At 68.8% G+C, this 19,340-nt stretch carries 22 protein-coding genes; 10 read left to right on the forward strand and 12 right to left on the reverse strand.

Annotated elements, in window-relative coordinates:
• The first annotated feature begins 26 nt into the window (after nucleotides 1–26).
• From BLQ28_RS17290 to BLQ28_RS17315, 6 genes are all read left to right on the forward strand, one after another.
• On the forward strand, nucleotides 27–893 hold the full coding sequence (locus tag BLQ28_RS17290; RefSeq protein ID WP_093241923.1) for a dioxygenase family protein: 867 nt from the start codon (nucleotides 27–29) through the stop codon (nucleotides 891–893).
• Between the two features lie 22 nt (nucleotides 894–915).
• Complete coding sequence (locus tag BLQ28_RS17295) at nucleotides 916–1,680, forward strand: SDR family NAD(P)-dependent oxidoreductase (RefSeq protein ID WP_093241926.1); 765 nt, start codon at nucleotides 916–918, stop codon at nucleotides 1,678–1,680.
• Entirely contained in the window at nucleotides 1,677–2,585 is a 909-nt protein-coding gene (locus BLQ28_RS17300) for a beta-keto acid cleavage family enzyme (RefSeq protein WP_093241928.1), read from the forward strand. Before BLQ28_RS17295 ends, BLQ28_RS17300 begins: the two co-directional genes overlap by 4 nt.
• Nucleotides 2,582–3,589, forward strand: coding sequence for a quinone oxidoreductase family protein (locus BLQ28_RS17305; RefSeq protein ID WP_256327343.1), 1,008 nt, complete (start codon nucleotides 2,582–2,584; stop codon nucleotides 3,587–3,589). The genes BLQ28_RS17300 and BLQ28_RS17305 overlap by 4 nt, the downstream gene beginning before the upstream one ends.
• Before the next feature lie 20 nt (nucleotides 3,590–3,609).
• Nucleotides 3,610–3,966, forward strand: coding sequence for a cupin domain-containing protein (locus BLQ28_RS17310; RefSeq protein WP_093241931.1), 357 nt, complete (start codon nucleotides 3,610–3,612; stop codon nucleotides 3,964–3,966).
• A gap of 66 nt (nucleotides 3,967–4,032) precedes the next feature.
• Nucleotides 4,033–5,025, forward strand: coding sequence for a Bug family tripartite tricarboxylate transporter substrate binding protein (locus BLQ28_RS17315; RefSeq protein WP_093241933.1), 993 nt, complete (start codon nucleotides 4,033–4,035; stop codon nucleotides 5,023–5,025).
• Here the strand turns inward: BLQ28_RS17315 and BLQ28_RS17320 are convergent.
• The 5 genes from BLQ28_RS17320 to BLQ28_RS17340 all read right to left on the reverse strand — a co-directional run bounded on the left by BLQ28_RS17320 (nucleotide 5,012) and on the right by BLQ28_RS17340 (nucleotide 10,492).
• On the reverse strand, nucleotides 5,012–5,611 hold the full coding sequence (locus BLQ28_RS17320) for a uracil-DNA glycosylase family protein (protein ID WP_093241936.1): 600 nt from the start codon (nucleotides 5,609–5,611) through the stop codon (nucleotides 5,012–5,014). The genes BLQ28_RS17315 and BLQ28_RS17320 overlap by 14 nt on opposite strands.
• A gap of 23 nt (nucleotides 5,612–5,634) precedes the next feature.
• Complete coding sequence (locus BLQ28_RS17325) at nucleotides 5,635–6,465, reverse strand: isocitrate lyase/PEP mutase family protein (protein WP_093241937.1); 831 nt, start codon at nucleotides 6,463–6,465, stop codon at nucleotides 5,635–5,637.
• A gap of 89 nt (nucleotides 6,466–6,554) precedes the next feature.
• Nucleotides 6,555–7,940, reverse strand: coding sequence for an L-serine ammonia-lyase (locus BLQ28_RS17330; RefSeq protein WP_176801174.1), 1,386 nt, complete (start codon nucleotides 7,938–7,940; stop codon nucleotides 6,555–6,557).
• A 4-nt stretch (nucleotides 7,941–7,944) separates the two neighbouring features.
• Nucleotides 7,945–9,114: a M20 aminoacylase family protein gene (locus BLQ28_RS17335; protein ID WP_093241942.1), complete on the reverse strand. Its 1,170-nt coding sequence runs from the start codon at nucleotides 9,112–9,114 to the stop codon at nucleotides 7,945–7,947.
• A gap of 25 nt (nucleotides 9,115–9,139) precedes the next feature.
• Nucleotides 9,140–10,492: a DUF3100 domain-containing protein gene (locus BLQ28_RS17340; RefSeq protein WP_093241945.1), complete on the reverse strand. Its 1,353-nt coding sequence runs from the start codon at nucleotides 10,490–10,492 to the stop codon at nucleotides 9,140–9,142.
• A 115-nt stretch (nucleotides 10,493–10,607) separates the two neighbouring features.
• Here BLQ28_RS17340 and BLQ28_RS17345 point away from each other — a divergent pair, with 115 nt between their 5' ends.
• Nucleotides 10,608–11,576 (forward strand): LysR family transcriptional regulator, encoded by a 969-nt coding sequence (locus tag BLQ28_RS17345; RefSeq protein WP_093241947.1) that lies wholly within the window; start codon nucleotides 10,608–10,610, stop codon nucleotides 11,574–11,576.
• 41 nt (nucleotides 11,577–11,617) lie between these two features.
• A complete protein-coding gene (locus tag BLQ28_RS17350) occupies nucleotides 11,618–12,076 on the forward strand; it encodes a CopD family protein (protein ID WP_093241950.1) in 459 nt (152 codons plus the stop codon).
• 73 nt (nucleotides 12,077–12,149) lie between these two features.
• Here the strand turns inward: BLQ28_RS17350 and BLQ28_RS17355 are convergent, their stop codons facing one another.
• The 4 genes from BLQ28_RS17355 to BLQ28_RS17370 form a co-directional block, all read right to left on the reverse strand.
• A complete protein-coding gene (locus BLQ28_RS17355; RefSeq protein ID WP_093241952.1) occupies nucleotides 12,150–12,566 on the reverse strand; it encodes an organic hydroperoxide resistance protein in 417 nt (138 codons plus the stop codon).
• Nucleotides 12,567–12,770: 204 nt separating this feature from the next.
• Nucleotides 12,771–13,199, reverse strand: coding sequence for a VOC family protein (locus BLQ28_RS17360; protein WP_093241955.1), 429 nt, complete (start codon nucleotides 13,197–13,199; stop codon nucleotides 12,771–12,773).
• Nucleotides 13,200–13,215: 16 nt separating this feature from the next.
• Nucleotides 13,216–14,454, reverse strand: a complete 1,239-nt coding sequence (locus tag BLQ28_RS17365; protein ID WP_093241957.1) for a CaiB/BaiF CoA transferase family protein — start codon at nucleotides 14,452–14,454, stop codon at nucleotides 13,216–13,218.
• Between the two features lie 8 nt (nucleotides 14,455–14,462).
• Complete coding sequence (locus tag BLQ28_RS17370) at nucleotides 14,463–15,662, reverse strand: acyl-CoA dehydrogenase (protein ID WP_093241960.1); 1,200 nt, start codon at nucleotides 15,660–15,662, stop codon at nucleotides 14,463–14,465.
• Between the two features lie 185 nt (nucleotides 15,663–15,847).
• Here BLQ28_RS17370 and BLQ28_RS17375 point away from each other — a divergent pair, with 185 nt between their 5' ends.
• On the forward strand, nucleotides 15,848–16,750 hold the full coding sequence (locus BLQ28_RS17375) for a LysR substrate-binding domain-containing protein (protein WP_093241962.1): 903 nt from the start codon (nucleotides 15,848–15,850) through the stop codon (nucleotides 16,748–16,750).
• A gap of 59 nt (nucleotides 16,751–16,809) precedes the next feature.
• Here the strand turns inward: BLQ28_RS17375 and BLQ28_RS17380 are convergent, their stop codons facing one another.
• Genes BLQ28_RS17380 through BLQ28_RS17390 form a run of 3 tightly spaced genes read right to left on the reverse strand, consistent with a single transcriptional unit; the run spans nucleotide 16,810 to nucleotide 18,469 of the window.
• The gene (locus BLQ28_RS17380; protein WP_093241964.1) at nucleotides 16,810–17,310 is read right to left on the reverse strand and encodes a GFA family protein; all 501 of its coding nucleotides are present in this window, start codon (nucleotides 17,308–17,310) and stop codon (nucleotides 16,810–16,812) included.
• Nucleotides 17,307–18,125 (reverse strand): zeta toxin family protein, encoded by an 819-nt coding sequence (locus tag BLQ28_RS17385; protein ID WP_093241966.1) that lies wholly within the window; start codon nucleotides 18,123–18,125, stop codon nucleotides 17,307–17,309. Before BLQ28_RS17385 ends, BLQ28_RS17380 begins: the two co-directional genes overlap by 4 nt.
• Entirely contained in the window at nucleotides 18,122–18,469 is a 348-nt protein-coding gene (locus BLQ28_RS17390) for a hypothetical protein (protein ID WP_256327344.1), read from the reverse strand. The genes BLQ28_RS17385 and BLQ28_RS17390 overlap by 4 nt, the downstream gene beginning before the upstream one ends.
• Before the next feature lie 149 nt (nucleotides 18,470–18,618).
• Here BLQ28_RS17390 and BLQ28_RS17395 point away from each other — a divergent pair, with 149 nt between their 5' ends.
• The gene (locus tag BLQ28_RS17395; RefSeq protein ID WP_093241969.1) at nucleotides 18,619–19,329 is read left to right on the forward strand and encodes a 2OG-Fe(II) oxygenase; all 711 of its coding nucleotides are present in this window, start codon (nucleotides 18,619–18,621) and stop codon (nucleotides 19,327–19,329) included.
• Nucleotides 19,330–19,340 lie beyond the last annotated feature (11 nt).

Here is a 19,340-nt window from a genome sequence, read left to right on the forward strand (position 1 = left end):
GTGCAAACGATTGCATAAACCACCCCATGAACATCGCCACCTCCCCCGACTCGGTGCTGGGCTTCACGCTCGACGCCATGAAGCGCACGCCCGACCCTCGGCTGCGCACCGTGATGGAAGCGCTCACGCGCCACCTGCATGCCTTCGTCCAGGAGGTGAAGCTGACCGAGGAAGAGTTCGAGCAGGCGCTCGAATTCATCGTCGCCATTGGTCACGCCACCGGCGAGACCAAGAACGAGGTGGTACTGGCGGCCGACATCCTCGGCGTGTCCACCGTGGTGGCGCTGCAGAACAACCAGGACCCGCAAGGCGAATCGCCGGCCGCGCTGCTGGGCCCCTTCTGGCGCGCGAACTCGCCGGCCTGCGCGGCGGGCGACAACATCGCGCGCTCGGGCACGCCGGGCATTCCGCTGGAAGTGACGGGCACGGTGCGCGACGGCAAGGGCCAGCCAATGGCCGATGCCACGGTCGACGTGTGGCAGGCCTCGCCCGTGGGCCTGTACGAAAACCAGGACCCGTCGCAGGACGACATGAACCTGCGCGGCCGTTTCACCACCGATGCGCAGGGGCGCTTTCACTTCTTCAGCGTGCGGCCGGCCGGCTACCCGGTGCCGACCGATGGCCCCTGCGGCGTGCTGCTGCGCGCGCAACGGCGCCACCCCAACCGGCCCGCGCACCTGCACTTCATGGTGAGCAAGCCGGGGCACAAGGTGCTGATCACGCAGGTGTTCGCCGATGACGACGAGAACCTGGAAAGCGACCCCACCTTCGGCGTGACGCAGCGGCTGATCGGCCGCTTCGCCCTCGCGCCCGATGGCAAGACCGCCACGCTGCAGCACGACTTCCAGCTCGAACCGGGCGAGATGAAGTTCCCCCGCCCCCCGATTCCCTGATTCCACAACTCCACGTCATCCCATGAGCTTCAATCCTGTCTCCCGACTCGACGGCAAGGTTGCCGTCATCACCGGCGGCCTTGGCGCCATCGGCTACGCCACGGCCACGCGCCTGGCCGCGCTCGGCGCCACCTGCGTGCTGCTGCATCGCAAGGGTGACGATGCGGCTGCGCGCGCCGCCGCCCTGCCCCGCGCCCACGGACAGCGCCACGGCGCGATCCGCGCCGACATCGTCGACACGCCCAGCCTGAACGCGGCCGCCGCCGAGGTGAAGGCCACGCACGGGCGCTGCGACATCCTGGTCAACAGCGCGGGGCACACGCAGCCCGTGGCGGCGGGCGATCTCGATGCGCTGACCGACGAACTCATCGACGACATCGTGCGCGCCAACTTCCGCGGGGTGTTCGCAACCATCCGCGCCTTCGCGCCGATGCTCAAGGCCAGCGGCGACGGGCTGGTGGTCAACATCTCGTCGATCGCGGGCTTCACGGGCGTGGGCAGCAACCTGGCTTATGTCGCGGCCAAGGCCGGGCTCGACGTGGTCGGCGATGCGCTGGCCAAGGCGCTCGCGCCGGCGGTGCGCGTGGTGTCGGTGTCGCCGGGCGCGGTCGAGTCGGGCTTCGTGCCGGGCCGCGGCACGGAGTTCGCAAGCAAGATGGCGAGCACCACGCCGCTGGGCCGCATCGGCAAGCCCGACGACGTGGCCGCCACGGTCGAGGCGCTCGCGACGACGATGCGCTTCGTCACCGGCACGCGCATCGTGGTCGATGGAGGGCGCCACCTGTGAGCACCGGCAAGACCCTCATTACCTGCGCCGTCACGGGCAACCTCGTGAAGCCCGAGCAGACGCCGCACCTGCCGATCACGCCGGTGCAGATCGCCGACGAATGCCTGGTCGCCGCCGAAGCCGGCGCGGCGCAGGTGCACATCCACGTGCGCCACCCCGAGACCGGCAAGCCCTCGATGGAAATCGACCTGTACCGCGAGGTGGTCGAGCGCATCCGCCGCGAGAACCGCGAGCTGATCATCAACCTCACGACCGGCCCCGGCGGGCGCTTCATTCCGAGCGAGGACGACCCCAAGATCGCCGCGCCCGGCACGACGCTGCTGCCGCCCGAGAAGCGCGTGGAGCACATCGCGCTCATCCGGCCCGACGTGTGTTCGCTCGACCTGAACACCATGAACTCCGGCCCCGACGTGGTGATGAACACGCCGAAAAACGTGCGCCGCATGGCGAAGGTGATCCGTGAAGCGGGCGTGAAGCCCGAGCTGGAGATCTTCGATTCGGGCGACATCAACCTCGCGCTCGACCTCATCGCCGACGGCACGCTCGACGGCCCCGCGATGTGGACCTTCGTGCTCGGCGTGAAGTACGGCTTTGCGCCCACGCCCGAGACGCTGCTTTACGCCCGCAACATGCTGCCGCGCGGCGCCTTCTGGAGCGCCTTCGGCATCGGCCGCATGGAGTTCCCCATCGTCGCGCAGGCCTGGCTGCTGGGTGGCCACGTGCGGGTGGGCATGGAAGACAACATCTACCTCGAGAAGGGCGTGCTGGCCCAAAGCAACGCGCAACTCGTGGCGAAGGCGCGCGACATCCTGCAAAGCCTGGGCGGCGAGATCGCCAACCCGCGCGAGGCCCGCGCGATGCTGGGCTTGCCCGACGCACACACCGTGCAAGGAGCGAAACGATGAGCGTCGCAGCCATGCACCCCGTTCACACCTCGCGCGCGCTGCGCGTGCACGAGAAGGCCGCCAACCTCGATGCGCTGAAGCTCGAAGCCGCGCCGCAGGCCGAACCCACACCGCCGCCCGGCCACGCCGTGGTGCGCATCGCAGCAGCAGCAGTCAACCCGAGCGACGTCAAGGCAACGCTGGGCCTCATGCCGCAGGCGGTCTGGCCCCGGACGCCGGGCCGCGACTTCGCGGGCACCGTCGTGAGCGGGCCCACCGAATGGATCGGCCGCGAGGTCTACGGCTCGGGCGGCGACAACGGCATCACGCGCGACGGCTCGCATGCGCGCTACCTCGTGTTGCCCGAAGCCGCATTGCGCGCCAAGCCCCGTGGCATTTCGATGGACGAGGCCGGTGCGGTGGGCGTGCCCTTCGTCACCGCTTATGAAGGCTTTCGCCGCAGCGGCATGCCGCAGGCCGGGCAGACGGTGCTGGTGCTCGGCGCCAACGGCAAGGTCGGGCAGGCGGCCGTGCAGCTTGCGTCGCAGGCCGGCGCGCGCGTGATCGCGGTGCAGCGCCATGCCGGGCCCTACGCGGGCTTTGCGAGCGGGCCGGTGGACACGATCGATGCACGCCACCACACCGACGTGGCCGCGCGGGTGCGCGAGCTGACGGACGGGCGCGGCGCGCACATCGTCTACAACACCGTGGGCAGCGCCTACTTCGAGGCCGCCAACAAGGCGATGGCCAAGGGCGCGACGCAGATCTTCATTGCCACGCACGACCGCGCGGTGCCCTTCGACATCTTCGCGTTCTACCGCGGCATGCACACCTTCGTGGGCATCGACTCGCTCGCGATGGACTGCGTGGCCTCGACCGCGCAGCTCGACGCGATGCGCGAGGGCTTCGAGCGCGGCACGCTCAAGCCCTTTCCGGTCGCGCGCCACTTCACGCTCGACGAAGCCATGGACGCCTACCGGCTGGTGCTGTCGGGCAGCACCGACCGCGTCGTGCTGCGGCCCTGAACCCACGAAGGACAACCGCCATGCATGTGACCCGTTTCAACGAAGCGCCGCACTACGAGGCGCCCAACCATTTCGACATGCGCTGCCTGCGCCTGCAGGGCAAGGAAGCCGGCCCCTCCACGCAGATGTGGATGGGCATGAGCCAGATCCTGCCGGGCGGCCACACCGGGCTGGACGGCTCGCCGATGGAAAAGCTGTACCTCGTGCTCGAAGGCCAGCTGCACGTGGTCGGCGAACTCGACGGCGCACATGAAGAAGAAGTGCTCGGCCCCTACGACAGCTGCCGCTTCGCGCCCGGCGAAAAGCGCCAGCTCGAAAACCGCAGCAACCGGCCGGTGCTGGTGGCGCTGGTGATGCCGAACGCGCCACCGCCGTAGCGGCCTCCCCTCTTTCTCTTTCGGTCATTCATCGCCCAACGAAACAAATCAACGGAGACAAGACGCATGAAGAAGACTTTCACCTGGAGCCGCCGGCAGACGCTGGCCGTGGCCGCGGCATTCGTCGCCGCATCCACGCTTGGTGGCGCGCACGCGCAGGGCAACTGGCCGGGCACACAGCCGATCAAGCTGGTCGTGCCCTTCACGGCGGGCAGCGGCACCGACATCGTTGCGCGGCTGGTGGCCGAGAAGCTCGGCCCGGTGCTGGGCACCAGCGTGATCGTGGACAACCGGCCCGGTGCGGGCGGCACGCTCGGTGCGGCGATCACGGCCAAGGCGCCGGCCGATGGCTACACGCTGCTGGTGCACTCGGCCGGCCACCTCGTGAACCCGTGGATCTACAAGGGCCTGTCGTACGACACGCTGAAAGACTTCACCGGGATCACGCCCATGGCCAGCCTGCCCAACGTGCTGGTCACCGCGCCCGCGCACTTCGCGAACGTGAAAGACCTCGTGGCGCAGGTCAAGGCCAAGCCGGGCCACTTCAACTACGGCTCCGCCGGCAACGGCTCGGCCACGCACATGAACGCCGAGGTGTTCCGCCTTGCGGCCGGCATCGATGCGCAGCACGTGCCCTTTCGCGGCACGCCCGAGGCCATGACCGAGGTGATGGCCGGGCGTGTCGACTGGTTCTTCGCGCCGATGGTGTCGGCCCTGCCGCTGATCCAGACCGGCAAGCTGCAGGCGCTGGCGGTCGGCACGGGCAAGCGCTCGGCGGCGCTGCCCAACGCACCCACGACGGTGGAGGCCGGCGTGCCGGGCTCGGAATACCTGTTCTGGGTCGGGCTCTTCGCACCCGCGAAGACGCCGCAGCCGGTGGTCGACCGCCTGCAGGCCGAGGTCGCGAAGATCATGCTGTCGCCCGAGCTGAAGGAGCGGCTGGAAAAGCTCGGTGCCGAGCCCTTCACCATGCCTTCGGCGCAGTTCAACAAGTTCATCGTCGAAGAGACCGGCAAGGCGCGGCAGGTGGTCAAGGCCGCGAACATCAGGGTCGACTGACGCCCTCCGGGGCCGGGGCCAATACCTGGCGAACCCGCTCGCGCAACACCGGCAGCACGTCGCGCTCGAACCACGGGTGGTGCTTGAACCAGCCCGTGTTGCGCGGCGAAGGATGCGGCAGCGGCACGACGCGCGGCCCGTAGTCGGCGAAGGCCTCGACCGTTTCGGTGACGCTGCCGCGCGCGGTCTTGCCCAGCAGGTGGTGCTGCGCGTACTGGCCGATGGGCAGGGTCAACTCGACATTCTTGAGCTCGGCGAACAGCCGTGCGTGCCAGAGCTGTGCGCATTCCTTGCGCGGCGGCAGGTCGCCGCTCTTGCCGCGGCCCGGGTAGCAGTAGCCCATCGGCACGATGGCGATCTGCGTCGCGTCGTAGAACAGGTCGCGGTCGATGCCGAGCCAGCGGCGCAGCAGGTCGCCGCTCCGGTCGTTCCAAGGCACGCCGGTCTGGTGCACGGTCAGGCTCGGGGCCTGCCCGACGATCAGCAGCCGTGCCGTGCGGCTGGCCTGCACGATGGGCCGCGGGCCCAGCGGCAGATGCGCTGCGCAGGCGCGGCAGTTGCGGATCTCGGTGAGAAGAAGATCCACCGGGGTTTCTTCGGCGCGGCCGGCTACTGCGCGAACGGACGGAAGAAGGCGTTGAGCTCGGTGCCCGGCGCGGCATCCGCAAAGCCGTCGAAGCGGCCTTCTTCCGACAGCGTGCGTGCGGCGCGCATGAAGCCGCCCCATGCCGCACGCGCGAGCCCGCCGCCGACGCTGACGCGGCGCACGCCCAGCTCGGCGATGTCCTTCATCGTCAACTCGCTGGCCGCGCCGACCAGCAGGTTGACCGGCTTGCCCCCGGCGGCCGCGACCACGGCGGCGATCTGCTCGCGGGTCTTGATGCCGGGCGCGTAGAGACAATCGGCGCCGGCATTCGCATAGGCCTTGAGCCGGGCGATGGCGTCGTCGAGATCGGGGCGACCGGCGAAGAAGTTCTCGGCGCGGCCGACCAGCAGCACGTCGGCGCCGCTGGCGTCGATGGCCTTGCGCGCGGCGCGCATGCGCTCGACCGCGACGTCGATGGAAAAGAGCGGATCGGCGGCGTTGCCCGTCGAGTCCTCGATCGACAGGCCCGCCACGCCGGTCTCGACCGCGAGCCGCACGCTTTCGGCCACGCCCTGCGCATCGGCGGCAAAGCCGTTCTCGAAGTCGGCGTTCACCGGCAGGTCGGTGGCGGCCACGAGTTCGCGCAGGTGGTCGAGGATCTGGTCGCGCGACAGCGCACCGTCGGCATGGCCGCGCGACCATGCAAAGCCCGAGCTGGTGGTGGCCAGCGCCTTGAAGCCCAGGCCTTCGAGGTAGCGTGCGCTGCCGGTGTCCCAGGGGTTCGGGATGACGAAGCAGCCTTGTGCATGGAGCGCGCGGAAGTCGGCGCGTTTCTGGGCGATGGAGCGGGTCATGGGGGCCTCATCTTTCTGAGTCGGGGGCGACGGGGGCCCCGCATTCTGACGCAGCGGCACAAAGCCGCGCAGGGCACAGGCAATGCCCCTCAGCACTCCACCACGTTCACCGCGAGGCCACCGAGCGAGGTCTCCTTGTAGGTCGACTTCATGTCCTCGCCGGTCTGCTTCATGGTGCGGATCACGGCGTCGAGCGACACATAGTGGCTGCCGTCGCCGCGCAGCGCCATGCGTGCCGCGTTGATGGCCTTCACGGCCCCCATCGCGTTGCGCTCGACGCACGGAATCTGCACCATGCCGCCGACCGGGTCGCAAGTCAGGCCCAGGTTGTGTTCCATGCCGATCTCGGCGGCGTTCTCGACCTGCGCCGGCGTGGCGCCGAGCACCGCAGCGAGTGCACCGGCAGCCATCGAGCAGGCCACGCCCACTTCGCCCTGGCAGCCGACCTCGGCACCCGAGATCGATGCGTTGGCCTTGTAGAGCATGCCGATGGCCGCGGCCGTGAGCAGGAAGTCGACGATGCCGTCGTCACTCGCCTGCGGCACGAAGCGCTGGTAGTAGTGCATGACGGCGGGCACCACGCCGGCCGCGCCGTTGGTGGGCGCGGTGACGACACGGCCGCCGGCCGCGTTCTCCTCGTTCACCGCCATCGCGAAGGCGTTGACCCAGTCCATCACCGCGAGCGGATCGGCCGCGCCGGCCTGCGCCAGCAGCTCGCGGTTCAGCTCGGGCGCACGGCGGCGCATGCGCAGCGGGCCGGGCAGCGCGTGCGCCGCCAACGGGTTGTCGATGCCGAAGCCGCGCTGCACGCACTGCTGCATCACGCCCCAGATGCGCAGCAGGCCGCTGCGCACTTCGGCCTCGGGCCGCCACACGCATTCGTTGCGCATCACCAGCGCCGCGACCGACAGGCCGCTGGCGCGGCATTGCGCCATGAGTTCGTCGCCGGTCGAGAAGGGATGCGGCACGGCGGAAGCCGCAGCCACCGTCGCGGCCACCGCCTGCCCGCCTTCGACGACGAAGCCGCCGCCGACCGAGAAATACGTGCCCTCGGCCAGCGTGCCGCCATCGGCCGCGAAGGCGGTGAAGCGCATGGCGTTGGGGTGCTCGGGCAGCGACTCTTCGCCGCGAAAGGCGATGTCGCGCACGCGATCGAAGGCGATGGGCGTGGTGCCCAGCAGGCTCAGCTGGCCGGTGCGGCGCAGCGCGTCGAGGCGCGGCTGCACGGTCTCGGGCCGCACCGTGTCAGGCGCGTCGCCGAAGAGGCCGAGGATCACGCCCTGGTCGGTGGCATGGCCGTGGCCCGTGGCGCCGAGCGAGCCGAACAGGTCCACATGCAGTCGCGCCACCTGCGCGAGCACGCCGCGTGTTTCGAGCGACCGCGCGAACATCAACGCCGCGCGCATCGGCCCGACGGTGTGCGAACTGGACGGCCCGATGCCGATCTTGAAGATGTCGAAGGCTGAGAGCATCAGCGCATCATGCGGCCGGCAGCTGCTGTTTGACCAGTGCCACCCAATAGGCGGCGCCCAGCGGCAGGATGGCGTCGTTGAAGTCGTAGTACGGGTTGTGCACGTTCGGATCGTTCGGGCCCTCGCCCGCGCCGATGCCGATGTAGGCACCCGGGCGCTTCTGCAGCATGAAGGCGAAGTCTTCCGAGCCCATGGCCGGTGGAATGTCGGTCTTGACCTGGGCGCGCTCGACCAAGCTGGCGGCGGCGGCAATGGCGGCATCGGTCTCGGTGGGCGTGTTGACCACGCCGGGATAGCCGCGGCGGTAGTCGAGCGCCACCTTGGCGCCGTGCGTCTGCGCCACGCCATCGCAGATCTGCTGCATCGCGGCCTGGGTCTTGTCCTGGATTTCGGGGTCGAGCGTGCGCACGGTGCCGCGCAGCACCACGGTTTCGGGAATCACGTTCCAGGTGTCGCCGCCGTGGATCTGCGTGACGCTGACCACGGCCGAATCGGTGGCGCCGGTGCGGCGGCTCACGATGGTCTGCAGGGCATTGACGAGCTGGGCCGACACCACCACCGAGTCGATGCCGGTCTCGGGCATGGCGCCGTGGCTGCCCTTGCCGGTGATGACGATCTCGAAGGTGTCGAGAAAGGCCGTCATCGTGCCCTTGCGGATCGCGAACTGGCCGCGCGGCAGGCTGGGGAAGTTGTGCATGCCGTACACGGCATCGGCGGGGAACTGGTCGAACAGGCCTTCGTCCACCATCACGCGACCGCCGCCTTCGTTCTCTTCGGCCGGCTGGAACACGAACTGCACTGTGCCCTTGAAGGGCTTGTGGCGCGACAGGTGTTCGGCCGCGCCCAGCAGCATGGCGGTGTGGCCGTCATGGCCGCAGGCGTGCATCTTGCCGGCGCACTTCGAGGCGTGCGGCTGTGTGCCCAGCTCCTGCATGTTGAGCGCGTCGAGGTCGGCACGCAGCGCGATGCTCGGGCCTTCGCCGTTCTTCAGCGTGGCCACCACGCCGGTGCCGGCCAGGCCGCGATGCACCGGCAGGCCCATCAACATCAGCGCGTTGGCGACGACGTTGGCGGTGCGATGCTCCTCGAAGGCGGTCTCGGGGTTGGCGTGGATGTCGCGGCGCCAGCCGAGCATGCGCTCGCGGGTGTCTTCGGCAATTTCGGGTTCGCGGTACATGGCGGTCTCTCTCGTGGTCGTGGGGTCAATGGAAGAATTCGGCGATGACGGTCGCGCCGAGAAAGGTACCGGCCGTGGCGGTGAGCGACACCACCACGATGCGCCAGCCCAGTTGGCGGAACACCGGCAGGTCTTTCGCGACGGAGAAGCCGGCCAGCGCCAGCACCGGCGTGGTGAAGGCCAGGAAGTTGAGCTTGGCGGTCAGCGCGATCAGCGCGTCGGAGAACGGAAACAGGCCCGGAATGCCGACCACCGTTGCCACCACCGACAGCACCAGCACCATCGGCAGGCGCGGCACGAGGCGCTTGATGCCCTCGACCACCAGCGCGATCGCCACCACCGCGGCCATGCCTTCGAGCGACACCAGCATCGGCACCTTGTAGGTCAGCGAGTTGCCGATGAGCACGCCGCCGCCCACCACCGCCCAGGCGATGAACGTGTCGCGCATCGGCATGGCACCACCATGCGACGGCAGGCCCGCCTGCGTGCCCTGCGGCATGGCGCCCGTGTCGGAAGCACCCTGCGCGCCGCGCTTCGACAAACGGCCCAGCACCGGTTCGAGCTTGCCGTAGAGCCACGAGCACAACGGCAGCGACAGGAACAGCGTGAAGTAGAAGCCGACCACGGTGGTCAGCAGGTTCGACGCGGCCGCGATCGCGGTGAGCTGCGGCAGCATCTCGGCCGGCTGCTGCGCGGCGATGGCGCCCAGCGCCGCGGCCATCAGGCTGCCCGAACCCACGCCCGCGCCCATGGCCAGCGAACGTGGATCGAAGATGTGCAGGCTGGCGATGAAGCCCGCCAGCACCGCGATGAACAGCGCGCCCAGCACGGTGCCGGTGATGTACTCGGCCAGCACGCCGCGGCCTTCGGGCGAGGCCATGCCGTACTTCTCGCCAATGATCACGAGGTTGCCCTCGCGGCCCACCGAGAAAGTGGCGCCCACGGCTTCGCGCTTGATGCCCAGCAGCAGCGCCAGCGGCAGGCCGAGGGCCAGCGTGCCGAGGGCATGGCCGAACTCCTGGAACAGCAGCGCCCAACCCGCCTGCTTGACCTGCGGCAGCGCCGCGCCCACCGTCAGGCCCAGTTTCACGACGAACAGCAGCAGGCCCGCATTGAGCAGGCCACCCGCAAACGACTGCTGCGCAGGCGCCACGCGCACCACGCCCGGCACGCGGCGCTGCGCGATGCCCCAGACCGCCGCGATCAGCAATGCCCACAGCATCGGCAGCAGCGCCACCTTGCCGGGCCCGACGCTGAATTGCACCGGGCCGATGAGTTCGGCCACCGCCACGATGGCGAGGGTCACGAGCGCGAGCCTGAGTTTTCCCGAGGCGGTCGCCGGGGCCATGGTGTCGAGCGTGGAGGCGGCAGAGGTCATGTGTGGGGGCTTCTTCTGGCGAGGTGCCGGCGAGTTTCGGGCTGCAGAGCACTTGCATCAATGACAGCAAATGAGGATATTTGGTGCATTGAATGCAACACTCGAAGCACCCGCCATGGACGACAAACTCGACACCCGCCGCGTGCGCTACTTCATCCAGGTGCTCGAAAGCGGCTCGGTGCGCGGCGCCGCCGACGTGCTCGACATGGACCCTTCCGCCGTCAGCCGCGCCATCGGCATTCTTGAAAAGGAATGCGGCGTGCCGCTGCTGGAGCGCCACGGCCGCGGCGTGGTGCCCACCGACGCGGGCCAGATGCTGGCCGGCTACGTGCGGCGCCAGCAGAACCAGAAGCAGCACCTGCTGGCGCAGATGGACAGCATCCGCAAGATCGAGCGCGGCCACATCGACATCGTGGCGGGCGAAGGCTATGTCGACTGGTTGATGCGCCACAGCCTGCGCGACTTCATGACCACGCATCCGAAGATCACCATCGACCTGGACGTGGCCAGCACCGACGAGATCGTGCGGCGCATCGTCGAGGAGCGCGCCCACATCGGCATGCTGTTCCAGCCGCCGAAGGACGAGCGGCTGACCTCGCACCAGTCGCATGCGCAGCCCATCCAGACGATGGTGCCGGCCTCGCACCCGCTCGCGCGGCTCGGCCGCCCGCTCAAGCTGGCCGACCTGCTGCCCTACCCGGGCGCCACGCTGCACCGCAACTTCGGCGTGCGCCAGCACATCGAGGCCGCCGAGATCAGCGAAGGCGTGCGGCTGCCCGCGCTGCTCACCACCACGTCGTTCAGCGCGCTCGGGCATTTCGTGTCGGCCGGGCTGGGCTACACGCTGGGCACGCGGATCTCGCTCACACCCAACGCGGACAACACCACGCTGGTCGAGCTGCCGATGAAGAACCCGCTGCTGTCGCAGGGGCGCTCGCACATCGTCTCGCGGCATGGCCGCATGCTGTCGCCGGCGGCAGCGGCGCTGCTGCGGCAGATCGTGACCGACATGCGCCGCTATGCCGACCTGGCGACGGGGAAAGAAAAGCGAGCGGCCCCGCGCGCACGCGGCGTGGCCGCCTGAGCGTTGCGCACCGGGGCCTTTCGGTGTTCTGATCGGCCCCCATGTCCTACGTCATTCCGCTTTTCATCCATCTGCTCTGCGCCGCCTTCTGGGTCGGCGGCATGGCGACCATGCACTTCGCGGTGCGCCCCGCTGCCGTCGCCACGCTGGAGCCGCCCTTGCGCCTGCGCATGATGGCCGCGACGCTGCGGCGCTTCTTCGTCGGCGTGGACGCGTCCGTCACGCTGCTGTTCCTGAGCGGCGTGGGCATGATCATGGTGACCGGCGGCTTTCGCGCGATGCACTGGCGCATCGAAGCCATGATGAGCATCGCGATCGTGATGGCCGCCATCTATGTCTACATCCGCGCCTCGGTGTTCCGGGCGCTGCGGCGCGCGGTGGAAGAAAGCGCCTGGCCCAAGGCGGCTTCGCTGCTCAACACGGTGCGGCAGCTGGTGGGCATGAACCTGGTGCTGGGCGTGGTGGTGTTCGGGGTGGCGACCATCGGGCGCGCGGGCTGAGCCGGCGCGCGCCCTTCTCCAGACGCCCGGCACACTGGTGTGCGCCGGGTGGCAGTGGCGATAACGACGACGTTCAAGCCAGTTGCAGATCGACCTCGATGTTGCCGCGCGTGAGCTTGGAGTACGGGCAGGTCTGGTGCGCCGTGTCGATGATGGCGCGTGCGGTGTCGCGCTCGATGCCGGGCAGGCTCACGCGCAGGCGCGCCTGCAGGAAGTACGAACCGTCGGTGTTGGCCAGGTCCACTTCGGCATCGACCGCGAGGTCGGCGGGCAGCTTGATCTTCAGCTTGCCGGCCGCCAGGCCCATGGCACCGATGAAGCAGGCCGACCAGCCGGCCGCGAACAGCTGCTCGGGGTTGGTGCCGGCGCCCGAGGTGCCGGGCGGCGACAACTGGATGTCGAGGCGCCCGTCGTCGCTGCGCGATGCGCCGTCGCGTCCGCCCGTGGTGTGGGTCTTGCCGGTGTAGAGGATCTTTGCGGTGGAGCTCATGGAGATTCCTTGCAGGGGTGGCCCGCCAGCAGGGGTCTTTCCTGCTGCACGGGGTCGCCGGGATGGCGATGCATGGATTGAATCCGTGGGCTGTATCCGCGATGTGTCGAGCCGGGTGCACTTTTGCGTGCGCATGTGTGCGGCGGGCGGCCAGACACACTGGCGTACAAAAACCCGATGCGCGGCAAGCCGGGCGGCGGCGAATCAGTGCGCCACACCCTTGAGTTCGACGCTGTTGCCGTCCGGGTCGCTGAGGTAGATCGACGGGCCGTTGCCTTCGGCGCCGAAGTTGTTCTGCACCTCGCCGTGCACCGGCACACCGTGCTGCGCCATGCGCGCGCGGATCGCGGCTTCGTCGAAGGGTTCGATGCGCAGGCAGAGGTGGTCGACGTTGCGGCCTTCCACGCCTGCCAGCGCGCCGCCCTGCTTTCCCAGCGGGCCGTCGGGCGTGACGAGGTCGATCAGGCTGGCACCCGCGCGCAGGTGCACGAGCCCCAGGTCGTCGCGGCGCTTTTCGACGGTGCAGCCCAGCACGTCGCAGTAGAAGGCGATCGATCGATCGACGTCTTTCACGCGCAGCACGACATGGTCGATGCGCAGCACCGAGAACGGTGGGCGCATCGGGCTCGTCATGCCATCGACCTTTTCTTCAGACGACGCCGGCCGAACGCAGGGCCTCGAAGCGCGTGGCGTCGATGCCCATTTCGGCCAGCACTTCCTGCGTGTGCTGGCCCAGCGCCGGCGGTGCATGGCGCAGCACCGGCGGCGTGGCCGTCAGGCGCAACGGGCTCGCCACGCCGGTGATGCTGGCAATGCCGTCGCCCGCATCGCGCGGCAGCGTGACCGCCAGGCCGCGCGACTTGACCTGCGCATCGTCGAAGGCCTGCGCGATGTCGTTGATGGGGCCGCAGGGCACGGCCTTGTCTTCGAGCAGCGTGACCCAGTCGGCGGTGGTGCGGGTGCGGGTGAGCTCTTCCATCATCGGAATGAGCACGCCGCGGTGCTTCACGCGCAAGGTGTTGGTGGCAAAGCGCGCGTCGGCCGCCCACTCTGCGTGGCCGGCCGCTTCGCAGAAACGCGCGAACTGGCCGTTGTTGCCGATGGCCAGCAGCATCGATCCGTCTTGCGTCGGAAAGTCCTTGTAGGGCGCCAGGCTCGGGTGCGTGTTGCCCTGGCGCTGCGGTGCCTTGCCGGTGTTGAGGAACGCGCTCGCCTGGTTGGCGAGGATGGCCATGCCCACGTCGAGCAGCGCCATGTCGATGTGCTGGCCTTCGCCGGTGCGGTCGCGCACCTGCAGTGCGGCCAGTATGGCGGTGCTGGCGTACACGCCGGTGAACAGGTCGGTGAGCGCCACGCCCACGCGCAGCGGGCCGCCGCCGGGCACGTCGTCGGGGCGGCCGGTGATGCTCATCATGCCGGTCATGGCCTGGATCATCAGGTCGTAGCCCGCGCGCTCGGCATACGGGCCGTCGTGGCCAAAGCCGGTCACGCTGCAGTAGATGAGGCGCGGGTTGGCCGCGCGCAGGCTCTCGTGGTCGAGGCCGTATTGCTTCAAGCCACCGGTCTTGAAGTTCTCGACCACGATGTCGGCCTGCGCCGCCATCTGCTTGAGCAGCGCCTGCCCGTCGGGCGTGGCCATGTCGATGGTGACCGAACGTTTGTTGCGGTTGCAGGACGTGAAGTAGCTGGCCTGGTCGGTGTCGTTGCCGTTCGCGTCCTTGATGAACGGCGGGCCCCAGGTGCGGGTGTCGTCGCCCACGCCGGGGCGCTCGATCTTGACGACGTCGGCCCCCAGGTCCGCGAGGATCTGCGTGCACCACGGGCCCGCGAGCACGCGGGACAGATCGAGGACCTTGATGCCGTCCAGGGCTGCGGGCTTGGTGCTCATGCGCTCGTTCAGTTGGCGAAAGCGGCGATGCCGGTGATGGCGCGGCCCAGGATGAGCGCGTGGATGTCGTGCGTGCCTTCGTAGGTGTTGACCACTTCGAGGTTCACCAGATGGCGGGCCACGCCGAACTCGTCGCTGATGCCGTTGCCGCCCATCATGTCGCGCGCCAGGCGGGCGATGTCCAGGGCCTTGCCGCAGTTGTTGCGCTTCATGATCGAGGTGATCTCGACCGAGGCCGTGCCTTCGTCCTTCATGCGGCCCAGGCGGAGGCTCCCTTGCAGGCCCAGCGTGATCTCGGTCTGCATGTCGGCCAGCTTCTTCTGGATGAGCTGGTTGGCGGCGAGCGGGCGGCCGAACTGCTTGCGGTCGAGCGTGTACTGGCGGGCGCGGTGCCAGCAGTCTTCGGCGGCGCCGAGCGCACCCCACGAGATGCCGTAGCGGGCGCTGTTCAGGCAGGTGAACGGGCCCTTCAGGCCCTGCACTTCGGGGAAGGCGTTTTCTTCGGGGCAGAACACGCCGTCCATCACGATCTCGCCGGTGATGCTGGCGCGCAGGCCGACCTTGCCGTGGATCGCGGGGGCCGAGAGGCCCTTCATGCCCTTCTCGAGCACGAAGCCGCGGATCGGGCCGACCGTGCCGCTTTCGCTGACTTCCTTGGCCCACACGACGAACACGTCGGCGATGGGCGAATTGCTGATCCACATCTTGGCGCCGCTGAGCGAGTAGCCGCCCGGCACCTTCTTGGCACGCGTGACCATGCTGCCGGGGTCGGAGCCGTGGTCGGGTTCGGTCAGGCCGAAGCAGCCGATCCATTCGCCGGTGGCGAGCTTGGGCAGGTACTTCTGCTTTTGCGCTTCGGTGCCGAATTCGAAGATCGGCACCATCACCAGCGAGCTTTGCACGCTGGCCATCGAGCGGTAGCCCGAATCGACGCGCTCGACTTCGCGGGCGATCAGGCCGTAGGCCACGTAGTTGAGGCCGGGGCCGCCGTACTGCTCGGGGATCGTCGGGCCGAGCAGGCCGAGCGCGCCCATTTCGCGAAAGATGGCGGGGTCGGTCTCACCGGTGCGGAAGCCCTCGATGACGCGGGGCGCCAGGCGCTCCTGGCAGTAGGCATTGGCCGCGTCGCGGATCATGCGTTCTTCGTCGGTCAGTTGCTGGTCGAGAAGAAGGGGATCGTCCCAGTGGAATTGCGCTTTGGCGGCCATGTGCTGTCTCCGGAAAGAGGGGAAAAAGAGAAAAGAGGGGGATGGCCTCGATCCTAGCCACGCGAGGGAACGGGTGCAAACGATGAATCCTCACCCAGATATGCGTTCGTAGAATGTCTTGCAAGATGTTCGAGCCGTTCTTTCATTGGTAAGACTGCTCCTCCATACATACACCCGAGGCATACATGCGCCGCAAGATTCCACCCCTGCAAACCCTCGTGTGCTTCGACGCCGCCGCGCGCCACGAGAGCTACACCCGCGCCGCGCAGGAACTCGCGCTCACGCAGAGCGCGGTGTCGCGCCAGATCGGCACGCTCGAAACCTTCCTGGGCGTCGCCCTCTTTCGCCGCACGCGGCACGGCGTGGCGCTCACCGCGAGCGGCGCGGCCTATGCAAGGCAGATCACCAAGCGGCTCGAAGCGATGGAGCGCGACACGCTCGATGCGATGGCGCACCAGGGCGAAGGCGGTTCGCTCTCGCTGGCGGCCGTGCCCACCTTCGCCACGCGCTGGCTGATGCCGCGGCTGAAGGGATTCGCCGCGCTGCAGCCCGACGTGGTGGTGCACATCGAGACGCGCACCCGCCCCTTTCTCTTTGCCGATGCGGAATTCGATGCGGCGCTTTATGCCGGCACGCCCGCGCAGGTCGAGAACTGGGCCGGCACGCATGCGTTGCTGCTGATGCATGAAGACGTGGTGCCGGTGTGCAGCCCGTCGCTGTTGCCGCGCGGCAAAGCCGTGGCGCCGGCGGCCATCGCGAAGATGCCGCTGCTGCAGCAAAGCACACGGCCCGACGGCTGGCGCCAGTGGTTCGACGCGCAGCAGGTCGATGCGCCCAATGCGCGCGGCGGGCCGCGCTACGAGCTGTTCTCGATATTGGCCGCCGCCGCCTCGCACGGCCTGGGCGTGGCGCTGATGCCGACGATGCTGGTGGCCGACGAACTGGCGCGGGGTGAACTGGTGGTGGCGTGCCCACGGCCGCTGTCAGGCGAGCGCAACTACTACCTCGTGACACCGGAGCGCGCCGACCAGCGGCCGCTGCTGAAGTTCTTCAGCGACTGGCTGCTGGCGCAGGCGCGGCAGGGCTGACGCGCTGCCCTGCCCTCTGAATGCCTGGCGGCCGAGAACGATTCCGGACGCCATGCGCATCAGCCCTTTGCGGGCCGGACGCCTTCCCGGGCATAGGCCTCGATCAACGCGGGAAAGGCGTCCATCGCGGGCAAGGCGCCAAAGCTGTGCTTCGCGAGCGTCGTGGCCCAGGGCAGCTTCTCGTCGGTCCAGGTTTCGACGAAGGGCTCTACCCATGCGTGCCGGTCGAGCATCGACGACCGGAGGTTGACGAAGTAGTCCATGCCTTCGGTGCGCGTGAACATCCAGCTCTTGCAGTGCGGGCAGAAGAAGTGGTGCGAGTCGCCGTGCAACCCGCCGATGACGGGCTCGCCCGACACCACCTCGAAGCCCTGCGCGGGAATGGCGAGCGAGAGCGAGAAGGCGCTCGCGCTCATGGTCTGGCAGCCGGTGCAATGGCACGCCATCGACAGCAGCGGCGGCGCGGTGATGCGCAGGCGCACCTGGCCGCAGCGGCAGCCGCCGGACCAGGGGAGTTGCCAGCCGTCGGCTGGGTCAGGGGATGAATTCGAGGTGCTCATGGGGTGCTCTGGCTCTGTGGTTGTTGCGGCGGTGGCGTGGCCTTCTTGGGCCGCGAGGCGCGTGGCGGTTTGAAGGGGCCGGCGACTTTTTCGAGCCAGGGGTCGCACACGGCCCGCAGTTCCGGGTCCACATCGAACTGGGGGTCTCGCGCGTCGAAAAGAACCGATCTTTTCGCCTGCGCCCGCACCAGCGCGAATGCATTCTTTTCAGAGCGGCTGTTGTCGAACATGAGCGTCATGTTCGCGATCTGCGTCGCGTGCCCGACCGCGGCCTGCGTGCGCGGAAACCGCTCGATGAGCTTCTTGTGCTCCACGCCGTGGCCGCCCTGCTGCTTGCGGGTGCTCACGCGAAAGACGGACATGTCGACCGAGACGAGCCCCACGAACAGCAGGACGACGAAGTAGCCCGCCGCCTGCATCGCGCGGATGTCGTCGGCCTTCGACGCATGGCCGCCGCCGGGCAATGGCTTCCAGTGGGAAAAGACCGTCTCGAATGCGAACGGCATGCGCTGGTCCATCACGAGGCTCTTGAAGGCGCGCACGCCTTCCTGCGACAGGACCTGCCATTTCTCGTCGTCATCGCGCAGGCGCTGGGCCCATGCGGGGATGTGGCCGGTGCGATGGTCGGCGTCGGGCAGGATGGACATCATCATCCGGTCCGCATTGATCAGCGGCATCTGCAGCGACGCCGCCAGCCGCGAGTACCAGAGGGTGGACTTGCCCGACCCGTTGTGGCCGGCCAGCACGAAGGCCACCGGACGCGGGCCGCGCGTCTGCTCCAGCAGCTTGTCGAGCTTCGGGGGACGGCGGCTCACGCCTTGCTCGCGCGGAACCTGCCTTCGACCAGCCGGCCGATGACCTTCGTGCCATCGGCGGCCTCGCGAACGACCCGGGTCGGGTCTTGCGGGTAGGCGTAGTAGGCGAATATCTTGGCCGCGTTGGGCCCGCGAAAGACGTCCGCCCTGTCGATGCCCGGCTTGTTGAGCGCGCGGGCCGCCTTCTTCAGCAGCACCGTCGTGTTGTCCTCGGGGCGAACGACCGGGCGAGGCGCCTTGCCGACCTTGACCAGTTCCATACCCCGCCCCAGCGTCGCGACCGACCGGCCCTGGACCAGTGGCCCTTTCGCGCTGTCGCGTGCGGTAGTTTTTTCGCGTGTCATGCGTGAATGATCGCTCAAAACGGCGGTTGGCGACTCGTGTGGACGTGGCCGTTTTGCCCCGCGGAAAAGAGCGGCGCCCCCTGCGTCCTTCGGAAACCCTTGTCCGGAAACGGCGAGCGGCGCGCGGCCGGAGGCAAGACACTGCAGTCATGACAACCCCCGCTTCCCACATCGAGGCCCTCGACTGGCCCGAGATCGAGACTGCGCTTGCCACGCGCGGCTGCGCCACCACCGGCCCGCTGTTCACGCCGAAGGAATGCGCCGCGCTCGCCGCGATGTACGACCAGCCCGCGCGCTTTCGCAGCCGCGTGGTCATGCAACGCCACGGCTTCGGCCAGGGCGAGTACCAGTACTTCGCGAACCCGCTGCCGTCATCGCTCGCCGCGTGGCGCAGCGCGCTGTACGAGCGCCTTGCACCACTGGCCAACGCCTGGGCCGCGGCTATGGGCCAGCCCGCCGACTACCCGGCGGACCATGCCGCCTACCTCGCGCGCTGCCACGCGGCGGGCCAGTTGCGCCCCACCCCGCTGCTGCTGCGCTACGACGAGGGCGACTACAACTGCCTGCACCAGGACCTGTACGGCGACCTGCAGTTTCCGCTGCAGCTCACCGTGCTGCTGAGCGATCCGCGCGAAGACTTCACGGGCGGCGAGTTCGTGCTGACCGAGCAGCGCCCGCGCATGCAGTCGCGCGCGGAAGTGGTGTCGCTCGCGCAGGGCGAGGCGGTGATCTTCGCGGTCAACCAGCGGCCGGTGACGGGCACGCGCGGCACCTACCGCGTGACGATGCGGCACGGCGTGAGCCGCGTGCGCTCGGGGCGGCGGCACACGCTGGGCATCATCTTTCACGACGCGCGCTGAGCGCCGCTTTC

This window comes from Variovorax sp. EL159, assembly GCF_900100965.1.
In the GTDB taxonomy this organism is placed as follows: Bacteria; Pseudomonadota; Gammaproteobacteria; order Burkholderiales; family Burkholderiaceae_C; genus Variovorax.

Coding starts and splice junctions, on each gene's coding strand:
- BLQ28_RS17395 (WP_093241969.1), top strand. CDS start 18,619: ATGACAACCCCCGCTTCCCACATCGAGGCCCTCGACTGGCCCGAGATC.
- BLQ28_RS17315 (WP_093241933.1), top strand. CDS start 4,033: ATGAAGAAGACTTTCACCTGGAGCCGCCGGCAGACGCTGGCCGTGGCC.
- BLQ28_RS17335 (WP_093241942.1), bottom strand. CDS start 9,114: ATGTACCGCGAACCCGAAATTGCCGAAGACACCCGCGAGCGCATGCTC.
- BLQ28_RS17345 (WP_093241947.1), top strand. CDS start 10,608: ATGGACGACAAACTCGACACCCGCCGCGTGCGCTACTTCATCCAGGTG.
- BLQ28_RS17355 (WP_093241952.1), bottom strand. CDS start 12,566: ATGAGCTCCACCGCAAAGATCCTCTACACCGGCAAGACCCACACCACG.
- BLQ28_RS17390 (WP_256327344.1), bottom strand. CDS start 18,469: ATGACACGCGAAAAAACTACCGCACGCGACAGCGCGAAAGGGCCACTG.
- BLQ28_RS17375 (WP_093241962.1), top strand. CDS start 15,848: ATGCGCCGCAAGATTCCACCCCTGCAAACCCTCGTGTGCTTCGACGCC.
- BLQ28_RS17295 (WP_093241926.1), top strand. CDS start 916: ATGAGCTTCAATCCTGTCTCCCGACTCGACGGCAAGGTTGCCGTCATC.
- BLQ28_RS17365 (WP_093241957.1), bottom strand. CDS start 14,454: ATGAGCACCAAGCCCGCAGCCCTGGACGGCATCAAGGTCCTCGATCTG.
- BLQ28_RS17370 (WP_093241960.1), bottom strand. CDS start 15,662: ATGGCCGCCAAAGCGCAATTCCACTGGGACGATCCCCTTCTTCTCGAC.
- BLQ28_RS17305 (WP_256327343.1), top strand. CDS start 2,582: ATGAGCGTCGCAGCCATGCACCCCGTTCACACCTCGCGCGCGCTGCGC.
- BLQ28_RS17380 (WP_093241964.1), bottom strand. CDS start 17,310: ATGAGCACCTCGAATTCATCCCCTGACCCAGCCGACGGCTGGCAACTC.
- BLQ28_RS17340 (WP_093241945.1), bottom strand. CDS start 10,492: ATGACCTCTGCCGCCTCCACGCTCGACACCATGGCCCCGGCGACCGCC.
- BLQ28_RS17310 (WP_093241931.1), top strand. CDS start 3,610: ATGCATGTGACCCGTTTCAACGAAGCGCCGCACTACGAGGCGCCCAAC.
- BLQ28_RS17360 (WP_093241955.1), bottom strand. CDS start 13,199: ATGACGAGCCCGATGCGCCCACCGTTCTCGGTGCTGCGCATCGACCAT.
- BLQ28_RS17325 (WP_093241937.1), bottom strand. CDS start 6,465: ATGACCCGCTCCATCGCCCAGAAACGCGCCGACTTCCGCGCGCTCCAT.
- BLQ28_RS17350 (WP_093241950.1), top strand. CDS start 11,618: ATGTCCTACGTCATTCCGCTTTTCATCCATCTGCTCTGCGCCGCCTTC.
- BLQ28_RS17290 (WP_093241923.1), top strand. CDS start 27: ATGAACATCGCCACCTCCCCCGACTCGGTGCTGGGCTTCACGCTCGAC.